The organism is Streptomyces sp. SCA2-17, from assembly GCF_044336695.1.
This window is the reverse complement of sequence record NZ_CP117521.1, coordinates 6,713,863-6,733,319: the sequence shown is the minus strand read 5'-3', so window position 1 is coordinate 6,733,319 and position 19,457 is coordinate 6,713,863. Positions and strand designations below refer to the sequence as shown.

General features: G+C 69.9%; 18 protein-coding genes. 6 read left to right on the top strand and 12 right to left on the bottom strand.

Annotated elements, in window-relative coordinates:
- Positions 1 to 12: 12 nt before the first annotated feature.
- The 7 genes from PS271_RS29955 to PS271_RS29925 form a co-directional block, all read right to left on the bottom strand.
- A complete protein-coding gene (locus PS271_RS29955; protein WP_398387121.1) occupies positions 13 to 459 on the bottom strand; it encodes a serine hydrolase in 447 nt (148 codons plus the stop codon).
- Positions 438 to 704: a hypothetical protein gene (locus PS271_RS29950; RefSeq protein ID WP_398386220.1), complete on the bottom strand. Its 267-nt coding sequence runs from the start codon at positions 702 to 704 to the stop codon at positions 438 to 440. Before PS271_RS29950 ends, PS271_RS29955 begins: the two co-directional genes overlap by 22 nt.
- Positions 705 to 927: 223 nt before the next feature.
- The gene (locus tag PS271_RS29945) at positions 928 to 1,926 is read right to left on the bottom strand and encodes a glycerophosphodiester phosphodiesterase family protein (protein WP_398387120.1); all 999 of its coding nucleotides are present in this window, start codon (positions 1,924 to 1,926) and stop codon (positions 928 to 930) included.
- Between the two features lie 174 nt (positions 1,927 to 2,100).
- Entirely contained in the window at positions 2,101 to 2,988 is an 888-nt protein-coding gene (locus tag PS271_RS29940; protein WP_398386218.1) for a hypothetical protein, read from the bottom strand.
- Positions 2,989 to 3,069: 81 nt separating this feature from the next.
- A complete protein-coding gene (locus tag PS271_RS29935; protein ID WP_398386217.1) occupies positions 3,070 to 4,056 on the bottom strand; it encodes an LLM class flavin-dependent oxidoreductase in 987 nt (328 codons plus the stop codon).
- A gap of 143 nt (positions 4,057 to 4,199) precedes the next feature.
- The gene (locus tag PS271_RS29930) at positions 4,200 to 4,592 is read right to left on the bottom strand and encodes a spore-associated protein A (RefSeq protein WP_398386216.1); all 393 of its coding nucleotides are present in this window, start codon (positions 4,590 to 4,592) and stop codon (positions 4,200 to 4,202) included.
- Positions 4,593 to 4,853: 261 nt separating this feature from the next.
- Positions 4,854 to 5,960, bottom strand: coding sequence for an FAD-dependent monooxygenase (locus PS271_RS29925; protein WP_398386214.1), 1,107 nt, complete (start codon positions 5,958 to 5,960; stop codon positions 4,854 to 4,856).
- A gap of 388 nt (positions 5,961 to 6,348) precedes the next feature.
- Between PS271_RS29925 and rox the strand changes: the two genes are divergently transcribed.
- The 3 genes from rox (at position 6,349) to PS271_RS29910 (ending at position 10,092) form a co-directional block, all read left to right on the top strand.
- Positions 6,349 to 7,776 (top strand): rifampin monooxygenase, encoded by a 1,428-nt coding sequence (gene rox / locus PS271_RS29920; protein ID WP_398386212.1) that lies wholly within the window; start codon positions 6,349 to 6,351, stop codon positions 7,774 to 7,776.
- Between the two features lie 573 nt (positions 7,777 to 8,349).
- The gene (locus PS271_RS29915) at positions 8,350 to 9,438 is read left to right on the top strand and encodes a globin domain-containing protein (protein WP_398386211.1); all 1,089 of its coding nucleotides are present in this window, start codon (positions 8,350 to 8,352) and stop codon (positions 9,436 to 9,438) included.
- A gap of 39 nt (positions 9,439 to 9,477) precedes the next feature.
- On the top strand, positions 9,478 to 10,092 hold the full coding sequence (locus tag PS271_RS29910) for a pyridoxamine 5'-phosphate oxidase family protein (RefSeq protein ID WP_398386209.1): 615 nt from the start codon (positions 9,478 to 9,480) through the stop codon (positions 10,090 to 10,092).
- 63 nt (positions 10,093 to 10,155) lie between these two features.
- Here the strand turns inward: PS271_RS29910 and PS271_RS29905 are convergent, their stop codons facing one another.
- The 3 genes from PS271_RS29905 to PS271_RS29895 form a co-directional block, all read right to left on the bottom strand.
- Entirely contained in the window at positions 10,156 to 11,502 is a 1,347-nt protein-coding gene (locus PS271_RS29905; RefSeq protein WP_398386207.1) for a protein-glutamine gamma-glutamyltransferase, read from the bottom strand.
- A 182-nt stretch (positions 11,503 to 11,684) separates the two neighbouring features.
- Positions 11,685 to 11,864, bottom strand: a complete 180-nt coding sequence (locus tag PS271_RS29900) for a hypothetical protein (protein WP_398386206.1) — start codon at positions 11,862 to 11,864, stop codon at positions 11,685 to 11,687.
- Positions 11,865 to 12,315: 451 nt separating this feature from the next.
- Positions 12,316 to 13,179, bottom strand: a complete 864-nt coding sequence (locus tag PS271_RS29895; protein WP_398386204.1) for an SDR family NAD(P)-dependent oxidoreductase — start codon at positions 13,177 to 13,179, stop codon at positions 12,316 to 12,318.
- A 58-nt stretch (positions 13,180 to 13,237) separates the two neighbouring features.
- On the opposite strand from PS271_RS29895, the gene PS271_RS29890 reads away from it, so the two are divergent.
- From PS271_RS29890 to PS271_RS29880, 3 genes are all read left to right on the top strand, one after another.
- Positions 13,238 to 13,957 carry a TetR/AcrR family transcriptional regulator gene (locus PS271_RS29890; protein WP_398386202.1) on the top strand — a complete coding sequence of 240 codons (720 nt, stop codon included), beginning with the start codon at positions 13,238 to 13,240 and terminating at the stop codon, positions 13,955 to 13,957.
- Positions 13,958 to 14,270: 313 nt separating this feature from the next.
- Positions 14,271 to 15,824, top strand: coding sequence for an FAD/NAD(P)-binding protein (locus PS271_RS29885; RefSeq protein WP_398386200.1), 1,554 nt, complete (start codon positions 14,271 to 14,273; stop codon positions 15,822 to 15,824).
- Complete coding sequence (locus PS271_RS29880; protein WP_398386198.1) at positions 15,821 to 17,101, top strand: MFS transporter; 1,281 nt, start codon at positions 15,821 to 15,823, stop codon at positions 17,099 to 17,101. The genes PS271_RS29885 and PS271_RS29880 overlap by 4 nt, the downstream gene beginning before the upstream one ends.
- Before the next feature lie 53 nt (positions 17,102 to 17,154).
- Here PS271_RS29880 and PS271_RS29875 read toward each other — a convergent pair whose 3' ends face one another.
- Entirely contained in the window at positions 17,155 to 18,165 is a 1,011-nt protein-coding gene (locus tag PS271_RS29875) for an SDR family NAD(P)-dependent oxidoreductase (protein WP_398386196.1), read from the bottom strand.
- A gap of 39 nt (positions 18,166 to 18,204) precedes the next feature.
- The gene (locus PS271_RS29870) at positions 18,205 to 19,377 is read right to left on the bottom strand and encodes a UDP-N-acetylglucosamine--N-acetylmuramyl-(pentapeptide) pyrophosphoryl-undecaprenol N-acetylglucosamine transferase (RefSeq protein ID WP_398386195.1); all 1,173 of its coding nucleotides are present in this window, start codon (positions 19,375 to 19,377) and stop codon (positions 18,205 to 18,207) included.
- Positions 19,378 to 19,457 lie beyond the last annotated feature (80 nt).

Sequence of the window (19,457 nt, the reverse complement as noted above, 5' to 3'; positions counted from 1 at the left end):
GGCCGCTGCTGCCTACTGTGCGCACAAGGCCGTGGTGAACACCTTCAGCGCGGCATCGCCGGCCTTCTCCGGCATGGTGAGGCTGGTGTTGACGGCGAGGGTGACCTGCCGCTTCCCGTCGGCCGAGGTGAAGCTGAAGGTGCTGTAGCCGGGAACGCTGCCGGTGTGGCCCCATACGGGCTGCTCACCGGGGCAGTAGGCGGACCGGCTCTCCAGGCCCAGGCCGTACTTCCGCTCGGCGCCGCGATCCGTGTCCCGGTACGTCCGCATCTCCTGCCACAGGTGGGACGGCAGCAGCTTGCCGTCGGCGAGGGCGCGGTAGAAGCGGTTCAGGTCGGCGGTGGTGGAGACGATGTTGCCGGGGCCCCAGAACGCCGTGGGGCTGAAGTCCGTGAAGTCGGCCGGCGTGGTTTCCCCGGGCAGCTGTTCGTAACCGTTCAGGTGGTGGCGGCCCGGCAGGCGCGAGGAGGTGGGGATGGTGGTATCGGTGAGGTGGAGGGGACGCCCTCGGCCACGATGCCGTCCAAGGCCCGTTGCAGCGCCTCGCCCTTGTCCTTGCCCTTGGCGGCCGGTGCGGCGGCCCGGCGGGCGGTCTCCGGGTCCGTCCCGCGCTCACCGGCGGGCGCGGCGACGGCCGGGACCGCCGCGGAGACGAGGGCGGCTGCGGCGAACAGGGCTGAGACTGCGACTGCCGGACGGCGCATGGCCGGGTTCCTTCCGTGGTGGGTTGATGCCCTCACCCTAGGAAGCGCCGCCTACCCGCGTGATCATGATCAAGAATGATCACGGCGCGCCTAGTCCCCTAAAGGTCTCCCCCGACGGCGGGTCAGGGTAGGGAGAGAGCCGCGCACGTCCCGGATTCGAACGGCCCTCGCCGTAAGGGCGGGGCCGTTCTACCGACTTACGGACGCGGCGCGAGGCTGTCCGCTACCTGAACAGGCGGTCACCGCTGGTGGCCATGCGGTGGGTGCCGCTGTGGCGGTTCACCCAGTCGCGGACGAGGTTGATGGCGTTGGCGCACTGCCAGCCGTTGTCGTACTCGTGCTCGCCGGTGAAGTTGCCGTAGCCCGCGATGATGCCGTCCACCCGCGCGTCGCCCAGCAGCTTGTCGACGTACCAGGGATCGTTGTAGGTGGTCGTCCAGGACAGCGTGGCCGCGAGCCGTCCAGCGGCACGGTCCCCGGCGCCCTTCTTGAGCTCCGCGCACGTGTTGCGGCCGGCTTCCGTGCAGTTGCCGAACCCGTTGGGGATATTGGTGTCACCGTAGTCCATCACCCGGCGGCCGGCCGGGAACCCGGAACCGGACCGGTTGAAGGCACCGAGGACCTGATCGCGGGTCCCGGTCGTCGTGATGCCCTCCAGACCGCCGAGCTTGCCTTCCAGGCTCTTCCAGCCCCTGCCGCCGACGTCCGGGGTGCTGCCGCCGTGGTACTCGTAGAAGCCGTAGAGCACCTGGATCCCGGCGGCCGTCAGCCTCTGCGCCTTGTCGCGCAGCCCGGCGACGCTGCACCCGCGGTTCTGCGCTTCACCGCAGTAGTTCGGATCCTTGATGTCCAGCCAGACCAAGCTAAGCCGGCGCCCGGCTTTGGCATTGGAGACGATCCGGTCGATCATGCTGTCGAAGCTGGGGCCGCGCCGGTTGTCACCGGCCGAGGAACAGTCGTGGTAGGCACGCCATTCGTTCGGGTTCCACCAGGCACAGACGTCGATCTCGATGCCGTTGGCGCCGTGGTTGAGCGCGGCGTCCACGCCGTCCACGGTGTCGACCCGGTGCGCGATGGCGTAGATCGCGTGACGCTGATCGGCTGCCGCCGCCGGGGTCGGACTGAGCGCGGTGGCACCGATGATCCCGCCCAGTGCCGCCATGAGTGCCAGTACCGTCCGCGGGCCGGCGCGATGTTTGAGGTGGGTGGTCAAGAAAAGCACTCCTTCATGTCCGTCAGTGCCGGTGGATGTCGCGCTTGGACCATCCGAGCTTGAGGGATCATCCATCCCGTCCACCACGAAAAACCGCACACTTCGGGACGCTGGAACGCGACAGCGGGTGCTGACCAGGAGGGAAGGAGGCCGCCTGGAACGCCCGCTTGGAACGCTCCGGCCTCAGTCCTCCTCGTCGTGGCTTTCCGGTGCGCAGATCCACTCCGACCAGTCCGCCCCCAGCCGCTCGGCGAGCCGCTCCAGCGCCTGCTCACTGCGCCCGTACGCGACGAGCTCGCAGTCGCCGTAACCGGTGTTGTGGGCGACGATCACATCCGGCCCGCCCCAGAACTCGGTACGGGCGCCCAGTTCGCGCCACGGCAGCAGGCCCATCGGGCGCAGGTTCTCCCGCAGCGCGGCCACGACCTGAGGGCTCACCTCGCCCTCCTCGACGGTCCATCCGTAGTGGGCGGGCAGCCGGGTAACGGCCAGGTGCAGGAAGAACTCCGAGACGGTGCGGCTCTGCAACAGCCACGCCTCTCGCCCGTCGTCATCCCGCGCTGAGACGAGGACCGGCGGATCGGCAAGACCGCTGCGTGCCGCGGGATAGCCCCACTCGTTGCAGTACTGGTTCTCCGCCATGAACACGCATACGCGCAGGTCCTCCTCCGGCCCGGTGAAGGGGTTCACCCGGGGCAAGGCGCCCGAGACGCCATAGCCGGTGGGGTCCGGGCGGACAGTGGGAGGCCAGGCCGCATTGGTCTCGTACAGTTCCGCCCGGTCGGCGAAGGAGTTGAACGGCAGGGCCCACCACTCGTCCAGTGCGGCGGGTATGGCGAGCGAACCGTCGACGTCACGGGATGCATCGTCGACCGGAGCATCGGTCTCGATGTGGGCGTCAGCTTCCTCACCCTCCGGTCCCGGACCGCCGACCGGTTCGTACCCCCACTCCTGCTGGAAGCGCCGCTGCAGGCCCCAGCGCGCGGCGCCACCGTCCGCACCGCCGCCGGCGGCCGCGCTCCGTGCTTCTTCCAGCCACTCGTGGAAACATCCGTAGTCGATCTCTGTCACGCCGAGATCCTACGTACACGCGTACGGAGACTGCGCCTGCACCGCGTGCGGACGCCGGCGTCGTTCCCGGCCGCCGCCCCCCTACGGCGCGGCCGTGGTCTCGATGTACTGCTTGATGAGTTCGTACGAACGGATGCGGTCGTGGAGGTCGTAGACGGGTGACGTCAGCATGAGTTCGTCTGCTCCGGTCTCACCGGCCAGCTGCGCGAGCCGGTGTACGACGGTCCCGGGCGTCCCGACGGCTTGGTGTGCGTGGAAGTCGTCCAGTGACTGCCGTTCTTCCGGCGTGAAGGGGTAGGCGGCCGCGTCTTCCGGCGTGGGGAACGGAATCTCACTCCGGCCCTTGAGAAGCCCGGCTTTGACGACTTCCATCGGACCGAGCCGCCGTGCGGCCTCTGCTTCCGTCTCAGCACACACGGCCTCGACGCACACCAGCACCCGGGGTTCCTCGCACCAACGGGACGGCCTGAACGCCGCCCGGTAACGTTCCAGGACCGCGAGGGTGTTCTGCGGCCGGATGTGGTGCGCGACGGCTATCGGCAGGCCCAGCTCAGCGGCCAGAGCGGCACCCGCGGTGCTGGATGCCAGCAACCACGGCTCCGGCAGCGGGCCGAGTGCGACCTCGTCGACGAGGAAGGACAAGGTCGCGGCGATGTCGCCCCGGTACTCCTCGTCCGTCGCCGGCCCGGCTCCCCGGCGCAGCGCCCGTGCCGTGGCCTCGTCGAAGGTGCCGGGGCCCCGGCCCATCCCCAGGTCGATGCGGTTCTCGTGCAAGGCGGCCAGCGTTCCGAACTGCTCCGCCATCGTGAGGGGGGCATGGTTGGGTGCCAGCACTCCGCCCGAACCGAGACGGATGGATGAGGTCAGAGCCGCAGCATGTGCGGTCAGGACGACCGGCGGAAACGCGCCGATCGCGGGCGAGTGGTGGTGCTCGGCGTACCAGAGCCGGTGGTAGCCCAGCCGCTCCATCGCCTGCGCGAAGGCTGCCGTGTCACGGAGGGTGTCCGCGGCTCGGGTGCCCGTCTGGACCATGGCGACTTCAAGCGCCGAAAGAGGCAAGTTGATCATGTCGCCAGCATAGAGATCAGGCGTCCCGTCTACGGGCTGCCCGACGGAACAGACGAATCCTGCGCCGCCGAGCAATGAGCGCCAGTGTGCACCGGAGGGAGCGCGGCGGGACCGGGTCCCGCCGCGCTCGCCTCGGCCGAACCTCAGGCCAGGGTGCCGCAATTTGTCTTGTACCGGGCCACGACATACCCGTCGATCTCGCCGCCCCAATCGACGCACTTGCTCCTGGCGTCCAGGTAGACCGGCCCCGAATACGAGGTGAAGAAGCCGTACTGCTCCTGCTTCGACTTCAGGTCCTTGTCGCGCTGGAGCCAGGAGCCCACCCACACCGGCGAGCCGGTCGAGCTGTTCCGCTTGGTGACCACGCAGTTCTTGCCGGTAGCGGCGTTGTAGGCCAGGAAGACCGCCCCGCGGCCCGGGATCGGGATCTGGTTGACCTGCCTGTATCCCGTGCCGCACTCCTGCTGATACGCGGCGGCGCCGGCCGGAGCGGCGACAGACGCCCCGGTGCCCGCCACCAGTGCGGTGACGGTCATGGCGGCGACCAGCGCGGCTCCCCCCACACGAGCACATACAGCACGCCTCACTGTGTCCTCCAGGGAAATCTCAAGTCGGATGTTGCCGGTTGATCGATACGCGCGGGTTGATCGGTACGCGCGAGACGAGCGTCTCACCGCCCCCACAGACACTCCACGCCCCGAAGAAGTTGCACGCCCCCTCGCCCCCGCCCACCAGAACCAGCCACCACACCGCCTCGTGCGGCCGGCGGACCGCCGAAGCGCCGCCACGTCGGATGGTTACGCGGGCTCGGCCATCCGGCGGTGGCAGGCGTCGACCAGTGGGTACGCCTCGTCGTGACGCTGTGCCTGCTCCAGCTCGGCGATCTCCACTGAGGTCCGGACGAGCGTCCGGCAGCGCGGTGCGCGCCGGCTGACGAACGACGCGAGCCCCGCACCGACCGACTGGTGACGCTCAAGCTCCTCGGCCAGCACGATCCCGTCCTCGATGGCCAAGGCCGCGCCGCTGGCCATCTGCGGTGCCGGCGCATGCGCGGCATCACCGATGACGACGGCGTTCCCGCGGTTCCAGGCGCTTTCCAGCACCGCCGTCTGCACCGGACGGCGTACCACCGCCTCCTGCACGGACACGAGAGAGCTGATCTCCGCCACGTGCCCCGGGAAGACCGCCAGCAGTTGTCGCAGGCGCGGGGCGAGCTCGGCATCGGGCAGGGGACCCGCCTTCACTCCGTTCTCCGTCAGGAACACATACGCCTGACGGCCCGAAAGGGGAACGATGCCGGCCGTGTTGACCTTGCCGGCGAAATGGTGGACACCCGTCACCCACGCCGGACGCGGCACCAGAGCCCGCCACACCATCTGCCCGTGGTAGTCGACCGAGGTCTCGAGTCCCAGCAGGCCACGGACCGACGAGCGGATCCCGTCCGCGCCCACCACCAGCGCGACCCGCCGGATCGTCCCGTCCGAGAACCGCACACGGACCAGCTCCTCCGCCTGCTCCTGGTCAACCGCCACGAGCGTCATCCCGTGGTGCACCACGACACCACTCCGCTCGGCCGCCTCGTACAGGATCCGGTGGAGTACGGGACGCGCCATGCCGGCCATCGCGGGCCGCTCCGCGCCGAGCAGGCGCGGTAACGGCACCCGGCCCGCGGTCCCGCCGTTCACGTCCACATGCGTGATCACGCTCATCCCGTGGCCCTCGGCCAGACACGTATCCGCAAGGCCCAGCTCGTCCAGCGCGCGCAGCGACGGCCCCGTCAGGCACAGCCCCCATCCGGACGCCGTCTTCTCCGGCAGCCCCGCCTCGGCCATCTCGACGCGCCACCCCTTACGGGCCAGGGCCGATGCCGCCGTCAGACCGGCGACGCCCGCGCCCACGATCACGGCCGTCCGCCCACCACCAAAGGTGTTCATATCCGCCTCCTGTACGCCTCTTGAGCCCCGCATGCACCGAAACCCTGGGAGCCGCCGCCGCTCGGCCTTATCCGCATCGGGACGCGACCATCCACTCCCGGTATTCGATTACCGCGGCGGGTCCGGCAGGTGGTCCGACAGCTCGGCGACAAGTACGTGTCCCGGCTCGGCGGGTGACGGCAATGCTGACGACAACGCTGACGACAATGGCAAAAAGTAAAGGCAAGGAGGATTCCCACTCCTTGCCACTCTTAACTTATAGCGCACGGGGGGTCTTGCGGCAAGGCCCCCGTCGTGCCGCAGAATCACCGTCCTAAGCCCGGGCCCCAAGCCCGGACCTGCGGAAATAGGGATTGTGATGATCGACGTCATCGTTGCCGGCGGCGGACCGACCGGACTGATGCTGGCCTGCGAGCTGCGGCTGCACGGTGTGCACGTGGTCGTGCTGGAGCAGCTGACCGAGCCGACCGGGCACGTCCGTGCGCTCGGTCTGCACGCGCGCAGCGTCGAGGTGATGGCCCAGCGCGGTCTGCTGGACCGGTTCCTGGCGCACGGCAAGCAGTACGCGGTCGGCGGGTTCTTCGCCGCCATCGACAAGCCGTGGCCCGACCGGCTGGACACCGCGCACCCGTACGTCCTCGGCATCCCGCAGCCGGTCACCGAGCGGCTGCTCAACGAGCGCGCCCTCCAACTCGGTGCGGGGATACGGCGCGGCTGCGCCGTGACCGGGCTGAGCCAGGACGAACAGGGGGTGACGGTCGAGCTGGCCGGCGGCGAGCAGCTGCGCTCGCGCTACGTCGTCGGCTGCGACGGCGGCCGCAGCACGGTGCGCAAGCTGACCGGCATCGGCTTCCCCGGCGAGCCCACCAGGGTCGAGACGCTGCTGGGGGAAATGGAGGTGGGCGTGCCTCCGGAGGAGCTGGCCGCCGTGATGGCCGAGGTCCGCAAGACGCAGAAGCGGTTCGGTGCCGGGTCGTTCGGGGGCGGGGTGTACCGCGTCGTCGTGCCCGCCGACGGGGTGGCCGAGGACCGCACGGTCCCGCCGACTCTGGAGGAGTTCAAGAAGCAGCTGCGGGTCACCGCCGGAACGGACTTCGGCGTGCACTCGCCGCGCTGGCTGTCCCGGTTCGGCGACGCGACCCGGCAGGCCGAGTGCTACCGGGCCGGCCGGGTGCTGCTGGCCGGCGACGCGGCACACGTCCACCCGCCGACCGGTGGTCAGGGCCTGAACCTCGGTGTGCAGGACGCGTTCAACCTCGGCTGGAAGCTGGCCGCCGAGGTCAACGGCTGGGCGCCGGAGGGGCTGCTGGACAGTTACCACACCGAACGGCACGCGGTGGCCGCCGACGTGCTGGACAACACCCGCGCGCAGACGGAGCTGATGTCCACCGAGCCGGGTTCCCAAGCGGTGCGCCGGCTGGTGTCGGAGCTGATGGACTTCGAGGAGGTGAACCGGTACCTGATCGAGAAGATCATCGCGATCGGGGTCCGTTACGACTTCGGTGAGGGGCACGAGCTGCTCGGCCGGCGGATGCGGGACGTGGAGCTCAAACGCGGTCGCCTCTACGAGCTGATGCACGGGGGCCGCGGGCTGCTGCTCGACCAGACCGGCCGGCTCTCGGTGGAGGGCTGGGCGGACCGGGTCGACCACGTCGCCGACGTCAGCGAGGAGCTGGACGTGCCCGCGGTGCTGCTGCGGCCGGACGGGCACGTGGCGTGGGCCGGCGAACACCAGGAGGACCTGCTCGCCCACTTGCCCAAGTGGTTCGGTGCCGCCGCCGGCTGACCGGGAAGGGACCCCCGCCCGGCGCGGCCGAGCCCTCCCCGCGGCCTCGGCGGGCTCCGGCGGGGAACGGGGGTGATTCCCACTAAGAGTGACCTAAATCAGCATAACGGTCACGGTCGGTGAAGGTGATTCCACAAGTTCTCGCTCCGAGTTCTGGCAGAACCCCCTCTTCCTTGCCCGGCTCTCCTCGCTGAGGATCTGGTGACATCCGGAAGCGGCTAGTCCGCTTCATCGCCCCGGCATCCCCTGAGGTCTCGTGTTGATCCCCTTCGGCTCCCAGTGGCATTCAGATTGCACGGCGAAGGGCGGAGCGCAGTCCCCTTGAGATTCCGGATCGGCCGTCCGAGCAGCAGACCCTCCCCCGACCCCTCGGCTCCGCCCGAGCGGGAGGGACCCCCGTACCCGGCCCCTGAGTATCCGGCCTCGGCATACCTGGACCCTCGGTATCCGGCGTCCGTTCAGGCGGGCCTACACACCGGAGAGCCGGAGACCGTAGATACACAAGGTGCCCAGGATGCACCAGAAGCGCCTCTGTCGGACTACGAGATAGGCCTCATCAGGACGTCCCTGTCGGTGGTCGAACCCCTCGCAGGGGAGATCACGGTCTACTTCTACGCCATCCTCTTCGCTCGCTACCCCGAAGTCCGTTCCATGTTCCCGCCGGGGATGGACACTCAGCGCGATCGCCTCCTGCGCGCGCTGCTGCGCGTCGTGGACCTGGTCGACGATCCCCAGAACCTCGTGCGCTTCTGCGGACACCTCGGTCGCGATCACCGCAAGTTCGGCACGCTCCCCGCGCACTTCCCGGCCGTGGGCGAATGCCTCCTCGCCTCTCTGGCCCGGTACGCCGGCTCCGCGTGGACTCCGGACATCGCCGCCGCGTGGACGAAGGCGTACGGCACTGTCGCCCAAGTCATGATCAGCGCGGCCGAGGAGGACGAAGCGGTACGGCCGGCCGTGTGGCCCGCCACAGTGGTCCACCGCGTCGCGCGCGGCCACGGCATCGCCGAAATCACCGTACGTCCCCACATGCCCTACGAGTACGCCGCGGGCCAGTACGTGAGCATCGAGACACCGTGGTGGCCGAAGCAGTGGCGTTACTATTCCGTCGCCAACGCACCTCGTGACGACGGCACCCTCACCTTTCACGTGCGCGCCGTGGCCGGCGGCTCGGTCAGCCAGGCACTGGTGCACCGAGCGGCGGTGGAGGACGTCATCAGGCTCGGGCCGCCGATGGGCGACATGGTCCTGGACGCGGCCGACCACGAGGACCTGCTCCTGGTGGCCGGCGGCACCGGTCTCGCCCCCGTCCGCGCCCTCATCGAAGAGGTCGCCCGCCGAGGGGGACGCAGACAGGTGCACCTGTTCCTCGGCGCCCGGACGGGGGCGGAGCTGTACGGCGTCGACGACATGCTGCGGATGGCTCAGCGGTACCACTGGCTGACCATCAGAGGAGCGGTCTCCGACGAGTACGTCCCCGGGATCCGCGGAACGCTGCCGGAAGTGCTGGCCGAGTACGGGCCGTGGTACGAGCACGATGTCTTCCTCAGCGGCCCGGCCCAGATGGTCGTCTCCGCCAAGGAGACGCTCGTGCTCAGCGGTACCCGGCCCGACCGCATCCATCACGACCCGTTCGAGACTCCCCTGCTGTCCGCTCCCTGATTCCGCGCCGCCTTCCGCCCCCGCCTGGAGAAACACCTCGTGACCTTGCCGCCGCCATTCGGATCAGCGGGTGAACGCCGGCTGCAGCAGCACTTCGGCACCGCCGACCGCGCCGACCGGTTCTACGACCAGCAGGTGCGGCGCCATCTCACCCCCGAGATGCGGGACTTCGTCGGCAGGCAGACCATGGTCTTCCTGTCCACGGCCGACTCCCGGGGGGAGTGCGACGCCAGTCTCCGGGCCGGGCCACCGGGATTCGTCCACGTGCTGGACGCCCGCACACTCGCCTACCCCGAATTCCGCGGGAACGGCGTGATGGCCAGCGCCGGCAACATGATCGAGAATCCTCACCTCGGCATGCTCTTCGTGGACTTCACCCACCACCACGTGGGACTTCACGTCAACGGCGTGGCCCACCTCTACAGCGACAGCGACCTGCGCCGCCTCCATCCGGGCCTGCCCACTGACGTCGCGCCCGGGCGCGGTCCGGAGATGTGGGTCCACCTCACCGTCGAGGAGGCCTACATCCACTGTTCCAAGCACATACCCCACCTGGAACCGGCTCCCCGGCCCGCCGGCCGCGACGCGAACCGCCCCAGGGACTCGGACTATTTCACCAAGCCCCGTACGGCGCACTGGCCGGACCTGACGTGAACAGGCGTACGGGAGGCGTGGACCGGCCGGGCAGGAGTCAGCAGAGGCCGTACTGCCGGTCTGTCACGGCCAGCCTTGCTTTACCTTGGCGGGGGCGGTGTTCCAGCTCTTGGGTATGAACGTGATCATGTAAGCTCCGCGGTCGAAGTCCGCGTACCCGGCGGACCAGTTACGGAACTTGCTCTCGTACACGTGCATGGGGCCCAGGCCGCTGTTGGGCGCGTGGTAGTGGTCGCCGTGGGTCCATATGGTCTGGTCGGCGTCCGCTTCCGTTTGAGCCCCGAACCAGCCGTAGTCGAAATTGACCCAGCTTTCACCGGGGCCGGTGGGACTGCGCGGGATGCTTCTGTCCCTCGACATGTCGACCAGGCCGGTGCCCTGGCCGGGGCGGAAGGCTTCCGGGTCGCCGTACTTCCTCTTGTCAGAGGATCCCCGCTGGTCCTGCCCGCTCCAGAAGTGCTTCGAGTAGATCACCGCCTTCATCTTGGACGGGTCGTAGTTGCCTCCGTCCCGCTCCGTGAAGGACGGCGTGTTCCTCAGCGCCGAGTAGAGGTTCGAGCGGGGGTCCTCGTGGAGCAGGGCGTCGCCTTTGTTCGTGAGCTCCGTCTTGAGGTTGCCGATGTACGTCCCCTCGTCGTGGGCGTTCTCCAGGGCCTTGTTCATGAGGGACGCCACCTCACGCGCCCGCTTGAAGCCCTTCTCCTCGTCGAAGCTTTCCTTGGCGATGCGGCCCTCGAACTCCGCCCGCGTTTCATCGGGCCTTGGGCTGATGTTCTTGAGGTCGTTCTTGTACTTGTTCTCGTCGAAGTACGCGAACGCCAGCTTGTTCGCCGGGTAGGGGCCCGTATTGGCCCAGGTGACGCCGACGCAACCGTAGGACAGCTTTTCCCGCTGCTCTTCGGTCATTTGCTGCTTCTTGCCGTCGCGGTGGCTGTATTCCTGCTGCCACTTGCGTATGTAGTTGTTGACGACCGTGGTGGCCCTGCCTCCGTAGGCCCGGTACGCGTCAGGCATCCTGTCGAGAGGCTCGGCGGGAGGGGTTTCCCTGTCGTCGACGAAGACGGGGGCCCGGGAGAAGCTGCCGGCGCCCGGCGGTAGTTCCGCCGGGGGCTTGCCGGGCTGCCCCAGGGTCAGAGCGCTTTCGTTGAGTGCGTTGATGTTCTTGATGTCTTCCGCCGTCAGGCCGTGCGTTTCGGCGTAGGACCCCTTCGCTTCCCCATCGCCGCCACTGGCGGCCCGGCTGACTGACGGAGCGAATCCAGCGGTGCAGATGACCGCGCCCACAGCGGCGAAGGTGAGAAATCTCTGACGTTTGTACATGGAAATCATCAACTCCCTTGTTGGTGACGTCTCGTGGAACGAGGACATGTGGGAGGTGGTGGTGCCGGCGCGGCGGGCGTCGCCGGTCATGACCGTGGTGGCCGCGGGGCAGCCGGGCACGACGCGGTCGCCCGCCGGGTGGGGCCGGTGTGGTTCGCTGGATCAAGGTCGTCGTGAGGCGACGACACGGGACCGGTCCGAGTGGCCGGAGTCGCCGTAGCGGACCTCGGCGCGCAGGTGGGAGCGCACGAAGCCGTGCCGGCCGGGCGGACCTAGCTGGAGTGGTCGAGCCGGAAGCCGACCCGCAGACCGTCCAGTTCCCTCCGGCGGAAGGGGTTGCCGTCGTCCGCGTTGATCATGACAGCGGTGACAGCGGTCGCCACCGCCGCCGTGTCCGCAGCCACGGCGGCGGTGGGGGTGGTGAGGGCGCAGAGAGCGGTTCTGCGTATCACTTCTCGGCTCCTGGATGAGTGATCAGGATGATACGAGCAGTGATCATGTCGCCGTGTTAACTCCCCTGCAACACCACGGTTTTAAATCCGGCCAACCTGACCCGCAGGACGGGATCCGGCCATGCATCAGATCCGGCCGGCCGGCGCTCTTGAGCCCGTAAAACGTCTCTCGTCAACTTCTCCTGCGGAGCCGTCAGTGGTGTTCGCTGTCAGACTGCCCGGAAGCTCAAGCGCGGTGCCCGGGACCGCAGGTGTGGAAGTCGTTGGCCGACTTCGAAAGGACGTCGCCCGTGCAGTCGGCGTCGGCGTACATGGTTCCGGCCTGGACGGGGAGTTGAAATCCCAGTTCAAGACAGCACGCGGAACGGGCTCCCCATGCTGATGGCAAGCAGTGGCCGCGGCGGTTGTGCCGTGAGGTGGACGAAGATTTCCGCTGTCCGATGCGGCCGGTTTACTCGGTGTCCGCAGGAAGCTCGACGGGGTATTGCGCACCGAAGTCGGCGGAGACGGAAACGGCCTGCCAGGCTTCGGCCTCGGCGATCTGCTCCCGCGAGTAGGCGAGAGCCATCCGGGCCGCATTCTCGCCCAGAGGCAGGTGGGTGGGGAGATGGTCGCGCTTGACCGTGCGCACGAGGATGCCGGCGGCGCGGTCCGGGTCGCCGGCGGTACGGCTACCGCGTGCCCGGTCGTTGAAGGCGCCGACGGTCGCCCGGTACTCCGGCGGGACGTCCTGGACCTCCATGGAGGCTCCGGCCCAGTCGGTCGCGAAGCCGCTGGGCTCGACGACCAGATAGCGGATGCCGAACGGCGCGGTCTCCGTGGCGAGCACGCGGGTCAGGCCGTCGATGGCGAACTTGGCGGCCTGGTAGGAGCCCAGGCCGGCGCTGCCGCCCACCCGGCCGCCGATGGAGGAGAACTGGACGACGATGCCGCCGCCCTGGGCCTTCAGCAGGGGTATGGCGGCCTTGGAAACGTTGTACACGCCCCAGAAGTTCGTCTCGAACTGGCGGCGGAAGTCGTCTTCAGGAGCCGTCTCGACCGGGGCGACGTTCGCGTAGCCGGCGTTGTTGACGACCACGTCGACGCGGCCGAAGCGGTCACGGGCGGCGTCGAGCGCGGCCGTGACCGCTCCGGCGTCGGTCACGTCGAGCGCGACCGGGAGGACCTTGCCGCCGAACCGCTCGACCAGGTCGGCGAGCTGCTCCGGCCTGCGGGCAGTGGCGGCGACCTGGTCGCCCGCTTCCAGGGCGGCGACCGCGAGGGAGCGGCCGAAGCCGCGGGAGGAACCGGTGATGAACCACGTCTGGGTTGCCATGCAGTTAGCAAAACACGGTTGCGTTAATAGTGCAACCTCGTTGCGTTAGGATGTCCGCATGGCCAGCCGCAGTCAGCCCACACGAGCCCGGAGCCCCGAGGCCAAGCGCGCCCGTGAAGCCGCGATCCTCGCCGCGGCCACCCGCCTGGCCACGGCGAACGGCATCCGATCGGTGACCTTGACCGACATCGCGGCAGCGGTCGGCATGCACAAGTCGGCCATGCTTCGCTACTTCGAGACCCGGGAAGAGATCTTCCTCCGCCTGGCCGGCGCCGGGTGGGTGGAGTGGTCGCAGGCGGTACGCGAGCAGCTCGCCGCCCTCTCGCCCGGCACGGACGGCGAGGACTCCGCGCATGCCGCGGACGGCGCGGACCGGGAGCCCCGCCTGCACGCGGTCGCCGGCCTGCTGGCCGAGTCGCTGGTCACGCGCCCCCTGTTCTGCGACCTGCTCGCCCACACGCCGATGTCCCTGGAGCGCAACGTCTCACTGGAGAGCGTCCGGTCCTTCAAGCTGATCGCCCTTGCCGAGTTCACAGCCGTGAGCGAGGCACTGGGCAGCGTGGCCGGGCTGAGCCCGGCGCAGGCGGGCGACGTCGTCGCCACGGCCACGTCGATGGCAGGAGCCCTGTGGCAGATGGCCGCCCCGGGGACCGAACTGCGCCGCCTTTACGAGTCGGACCCGGATCTCGCCCACGCCGTCGTCGACGTCGCCCCCCGGCTGACCGGCATCCTGAGCGCACTACTGCGGGGCTACCGCGCCGACAGCGCGGCCGAGTAGGCGGGGCGGCCTTGCGCGGGACGGCAGGTGAAGACCCCGGCGTTTGCCGGGCCTTCACCTGGTGGACGGCCTGATCGCGCTCCGCAGGGCACCGGAGCCGAGGCCGGGGAAACCCGGTGGGGGAATTATGGCCTCCATCACTGTGGAACCTCGCCCCGAACTGGTGAGGTAAGCCTTACCCGCCCGGATGCGACACCGGTTCCCAGCAGGCGAGTTGAGGGATCGGCTCGATGCGCATGCCGGAACTCCTGTGGAGCCGAATGCCGGAGGCCGCCCGCAGCGCGGGCCTTGTCCACCACACACCGGAGTAGCCGTGTTGAAGAAACGCACCATCGCCGTCGTGGGAGGCGGTGCCGCCTGCACCGCGTTCCTCGCCGCATACGCCCGACGGCTGTCGGGCGACGTGGCCGGCGCGCCGGCAGATGTCATCGTCTTCGAACCGGGGAAGAGTTTCGGACCCGGCGTCGCCTATGCCGAGGACGCCGACACCGCCTTGCTCAACCGGCCCCACTCCGCCATGTCCGTGGACTACGGAGACCCGGGACAGTTCCGCCGCTGGCTCCACCGGCAGCCCTCGGCCCGCGAGGGCGGCGAGGGCGGCGACCCGGAAGCGCGGCACACGACGCGTTCGCACTTCGTGCCCCGTTCGCTGTTCGGTCAGTATCTGGAGAGCGTCTTCCGCCAGTCGCGGGAGGACCTGCGGCTGCTCGGGGCGCAGGTGACGCTCGTACCGTCGGCCGTCGTCGACCTGTCCGTGGAGACCGGGGCGGCCGGGGGGAACGAGAGCCACGTCCTGACCACCGCCGACGGGGATCGCTTCGTCGCCGACGAGGTGGTCCTCGCGATCGGCGCCATCGCGCCGTCCGACGTCTACGGGCTCACCGGGACCGCCGGGTTCGTCGCCCAGCCGTACCCCCTCGTCACCTCACTGAGCCGGGTCGACCCCAGCGCGGAGGTTCTGGTGCTGGGTGCCGGGCTGACGGCGATCGACGTGGCCGTCGTCCTGGCGGACGCCGGGCGCGAGCGCCGGATCACCCTCGCCTCACGGTCCGGCAGGATCCCGGACGTACGCACCGACCTCGGCACCGGAGAGCTGCCGGAACTCCTCGCAGGCGCACGCAGGTTACTCGCCGAAGGCCGCGTCAGCCTCCGCAGCATCCATGAACTCCTCGACAGCGCGCTCCAGCTGGGCGGAACCAGTATCCGCGAGGCACTCCTCCCGTACACCGATGCCTGGTCCGCGCCCGAGCTGATGCGCCACCGGCTGGAGAACCCGTTGCCCGGCGGCCTCATGCAGCGCTGCGTCGGTGCTCTCACCCCCTTCTACTCGCAGCTGTGGCGGTCCCTGCCGGAGGCGAGCCGGCGCGTGTTCCTGCGGGACCATTACCGGACGTACAACTGCCTGCGCAATCCGATGCCGGTGACCAACGCGCACCGGCTGCTCGGCCTCCACGAGGAAGGCCGGCTCGCCTTCGCCAGGGGCATCTCCCACGTCACGAAGGCTGTGAACGGCCGCTTCACCGCGACCTTCGCCGACGGGCGCACCGAACACTACGACGCGGTCATCAACGCGGTGGGCCGTACGAACAACACGGCCGCCGCGTCCGCCTCCTCGCTGACGTCCCGGCTGGTGCGCAACGGCACCTTCGTCTCCCACCCGCTGGGCGGCATCCGGGTCGATCCGGAGACCAACCAGGTGCTTGGATCCGCGGGAGCGGCGTTCCCCCGGCTCTACGTGCTCGGCGACCTGGCTTCGGGAGAGCACTTCCACGTGAGTTCCATGGAGCTGGTGGCGCGGCAGGCGGCCAAGGTGGCGGGGCAGCTCGTGCCGGCACCGGACCGCCTCCTGGTCGGGGCCGTCGCGTGAAGCAGGCGCCCGGGCTGCCGCGTGGGCTGGCCGTCTGCCTGATGTCGCTGGTCTTCGTGCCTCAGCTGGCGCTCGCCGCCTACGTTCCCGCCCTGCCTGCCATCGGCAGGTCCTTCGGGGTCGGGGCGGGCGGCACCAGCAGCTCGCTGGTCGGCTACATGGCCGCGTACGCGGTGTGCATGATCCTCACCGGCAACCTGGCGGACCGCTACGGCTCCCGGCGCGTCCAGCTGGCCGGGCTCGTCCTGTTCACGTGCGCGTCCCTGCTCTGTCTGCTGGCTCCCGTGTACGGGGTCTTCGTGGCGGGCCGGGTGCTCCAGGCGCTCGGGGCCGGTGCCGGCACGGTGATCTCCCGGTTGTGGGTGCAGCGGGCGCTGCCCGAGGAGCAACGGCTGCCCATGCTGACCGCGCTCTCCACCGTGATCGCGGTGACGCCCGCCGCGTCGCCGCCGCTGGCGGGCCTGGTCGTGGAACACACCTCCTGGCGTGCGCTGTTCGCCTTCATGGCCGTGCTCGGAGCGGTCACCGTCGGCGCGGTCGCCAAGTTCCTGCCGGCGGACACCGGCACGGCGGCCGGAGCCGCGGGTGCCCCGGCCGGTGCCGGGCGGCCGCCGGGAGGCCTCGCCGGGCTGGGCAGGGCGTACCGCACGGTCCTCGCCAACCGCGACTTCACGGTGTTCGCCGGTGCCATCAGCCTCGCCTGGTGCACGTACTTCACCTTCACCACCTACTCCAGCGACCTGCTCCAGCTGCAACTGGGCGCCTCCCCCACCCTCTACGGAGCGCTGTACACGCTGGTGATCACGGGATACGTGGCCGGCAGCAGCACGGCGAAACGGCTGGGCAGGACGCGCTCGCTGGAGTTCGTCGCGCGCAGCGCCGCCGCGGTGGCGGCGGGCGCCGCCCTGCTGATGCCGGCCACGGTGCGCCTGTGGCCGCACAGCACTCTGAGCATCGTCCTGCCCATGGCGGTGTGCATGCTCGGCGTAGGAGCGCTGTTCCCCACCTGCCAGGCCGGGATGATGCGGTACGAGGGCGAGTACGCCGGTGCCGCTTCGGGGCTGTTCTTCTTCCTCCAGATGGCATCGGGAGCCTGTTACACCGCCCTGACCGGCATCCCGGGGTCCCCCGATGCCTCGATGCTCGCTCTGGCGATCGCTTTGCCGGCCCTGTCACTGCTCCTGCTGTGCCTGTTCGCACTGCGAAGCCGGCCACAGGCCGGCCAGGAGGCTGTGACCGCCGTGAGCACCGAGCCCGTGAAATCGAGCAGTTCCTGACCGGTCGGTCCCGGCGGCAGCAGCGCGCCTCACCGTGCCGCTGCCGCTCCCGCTCATACCTGGTAGCGGTCGGGGGCGAAGAGGTGCAGGTTGTCCCGGACCCACTGCGAGGTGCGGGCGAGCCCTTCCTCCAGCTCGACCAGGGGGCGCCAGCCGGCCCACTCCCGGGCCCGGGAGTTGTCCGACAGCAGCCGCTCCACCTCGCTGCCGGCGGGCCGCAGCCGCGTCTCGTCCACGACGACCTTCGCGTCCCGCCCGGAAGCACGGATCAGCGAGGCGGCCAGGTCGCCGATGGAGATCTCTCGTCCGGTGCCGAGGTTCACCGCGTGCCCGACAGCCCGGTCGCAGTCCGCGAGGGCCAGGAAGCCTTCGGCGGTGTCGGTGACGTAGGTGAAGTCGCGGGTGGGCGATGTCGACCCGAGCCGGATCTCGTCGGTGCCGGAGTGCAGCTGCGCGAGGATCGTGGGGATGACAGCCCGCGCGGACTGCCGGGGACCGTAGGTGTTGAAGGGCCGTACGACGGTGACCGGCAGCTCGAAGGAGTGCGCGTAGGACAGCGCGAGCATGTCCGCGCCGATCTTCGAGGCGGAGTACGGCGACTGCGGCTGCAGCGGGTGCTCCTCGCTGATCGGGACGGTCAGGGCGGTGCCGTACACCTCGCTGGTCGAGGTGTGCAGCATGCGGCGCACGCCGTGCCGGCGGCAGGCGGCGGCGACGTTCTCCGTACCGGTCACGTTGGTCTGAACGTACGCCTCCGGGGACGCGTAGCTGTACGGGATGCCGATCAGCGCCGCCAGATGGAAGACCGTGTCGCACCCGGCGACGGCGTCCATGACCCGTCCCGCGTCCCGCACGTCACCGGCGAGGACCTCCACGGGAGAGCCGGGCCCGAAGTAGCGGGCGAGGTGACCGCGCTCGGCGTACGGCTTGTAGTGCACCAGCACACGCACCTGCGCCCCGCGCTCCACCAGCAGGTCGACCAGCGTCGACCCGATGAATCCCTCGGCACCGGTGACCAGGACCTTACGGCCCTGCCAGTTCTGGGCGTCGACGATTGCGGTCATGAGAGGTTCCTTTCGTAGAACGGAAATGCCGGCGGGCCCCTACCGGCCGGCGGGGACGCGCACCGGAGCCGGGGCGAACCCCGCGAGGCGGAGCGCCCAGGACGCCATCAGGTCAGCGGCGACGGCATGCGTGCCCGGATGGGCGGCCGCCCCCATGGCCGCCAGCCGCCGGGGATCGGAGAGGAGGGGGCCGATCAGCTCGGCAAGGCGCTCGCCGGTGGTCTCGGCATCGGGGAGCAGCAGGCCCGCTCCCGCGTCCGAGAGGACCCGCGCGTTGTGGGTCTGGTGGTCGTGCGGGGCGTGCGGGTAGGGGACCAGCACCGCCGGCATCCCCGTGCTCGCCAGCTCCGCCACCGTCGAGGAGCCGGCCCGGCACACGACCAGGTCAGCGGCCGCGTAGGCGAGATCCATCCGGTCCAGATAGCCGACCGCCGTAGCGACCTGCTCGCAGCCTCCGGCGGCCAGACGGGCCCGCACCTCCCCCAGTGCCTTCGGCCCGGTCTTGATCACCAGGTGGACGTCCGGCCGGGAACGCCAGCGCAGGGCCAGCTGCAGCGCCGCCTCGGTCAGCCGCGCCGCGCCCAGGCTGCCGCCGTTGAACAGCACCAGCCGGACGTCTTCCGGTACGCGGAAGGAGGATCGCGCTTCCTCCCGCAGGGCTGTCCGGTCCAGGGTGGCGACCGCGCCCACCAGCGGCATCCCCACCGTTTCGGCACGTGCTGCTGCCCGCGCCGAGAGGTGATCGCGGGTGCGGTCGAAGGCGAGGGCCACGTGCGGGGTGAGGGCGGTCGCGAAGCGGTTCGCACGGCCGGGCACCGCGTTGGACTCGTGGACGAGAGCGGGCCGCCCCGCCAGCCGCGCGCCCAGCACGGCGGGAGCGCTGGGATAGCCGCCCATGCCGACGACGACGTGCGCGCCCTGCTCCTCGATCACCCTCCGGGCCTGCGCACCCGAGCGCAGCAGATCGGCGGGGAGCAGGAAGCGGCGCGAGCCGAGCGAGCGGTCGAAAGGGATCATGTCCACGGTATGGAGCCGGTACCCGGCCTCGGGTATCAGCCGCGTCTCCAGACCCCGCTCGGTCCCGATGAAACTGACGACCGCGTCCGGAACGGCCCGGCGCACCGCGTCCGCGACCGCGAGCCCCGGGTAGATATGACCGCCGGTACCGCCCGCCCCGACGACCACCGAAAGAGTGCCGTGTGCTGTAGCCATGACCACAGCGTGGAGAAAGGCCCTAAGAGCCTTTTAAGACCCCCCATGACGCTCCCTTGAGCTCTTGCCCGGCCGTGTGG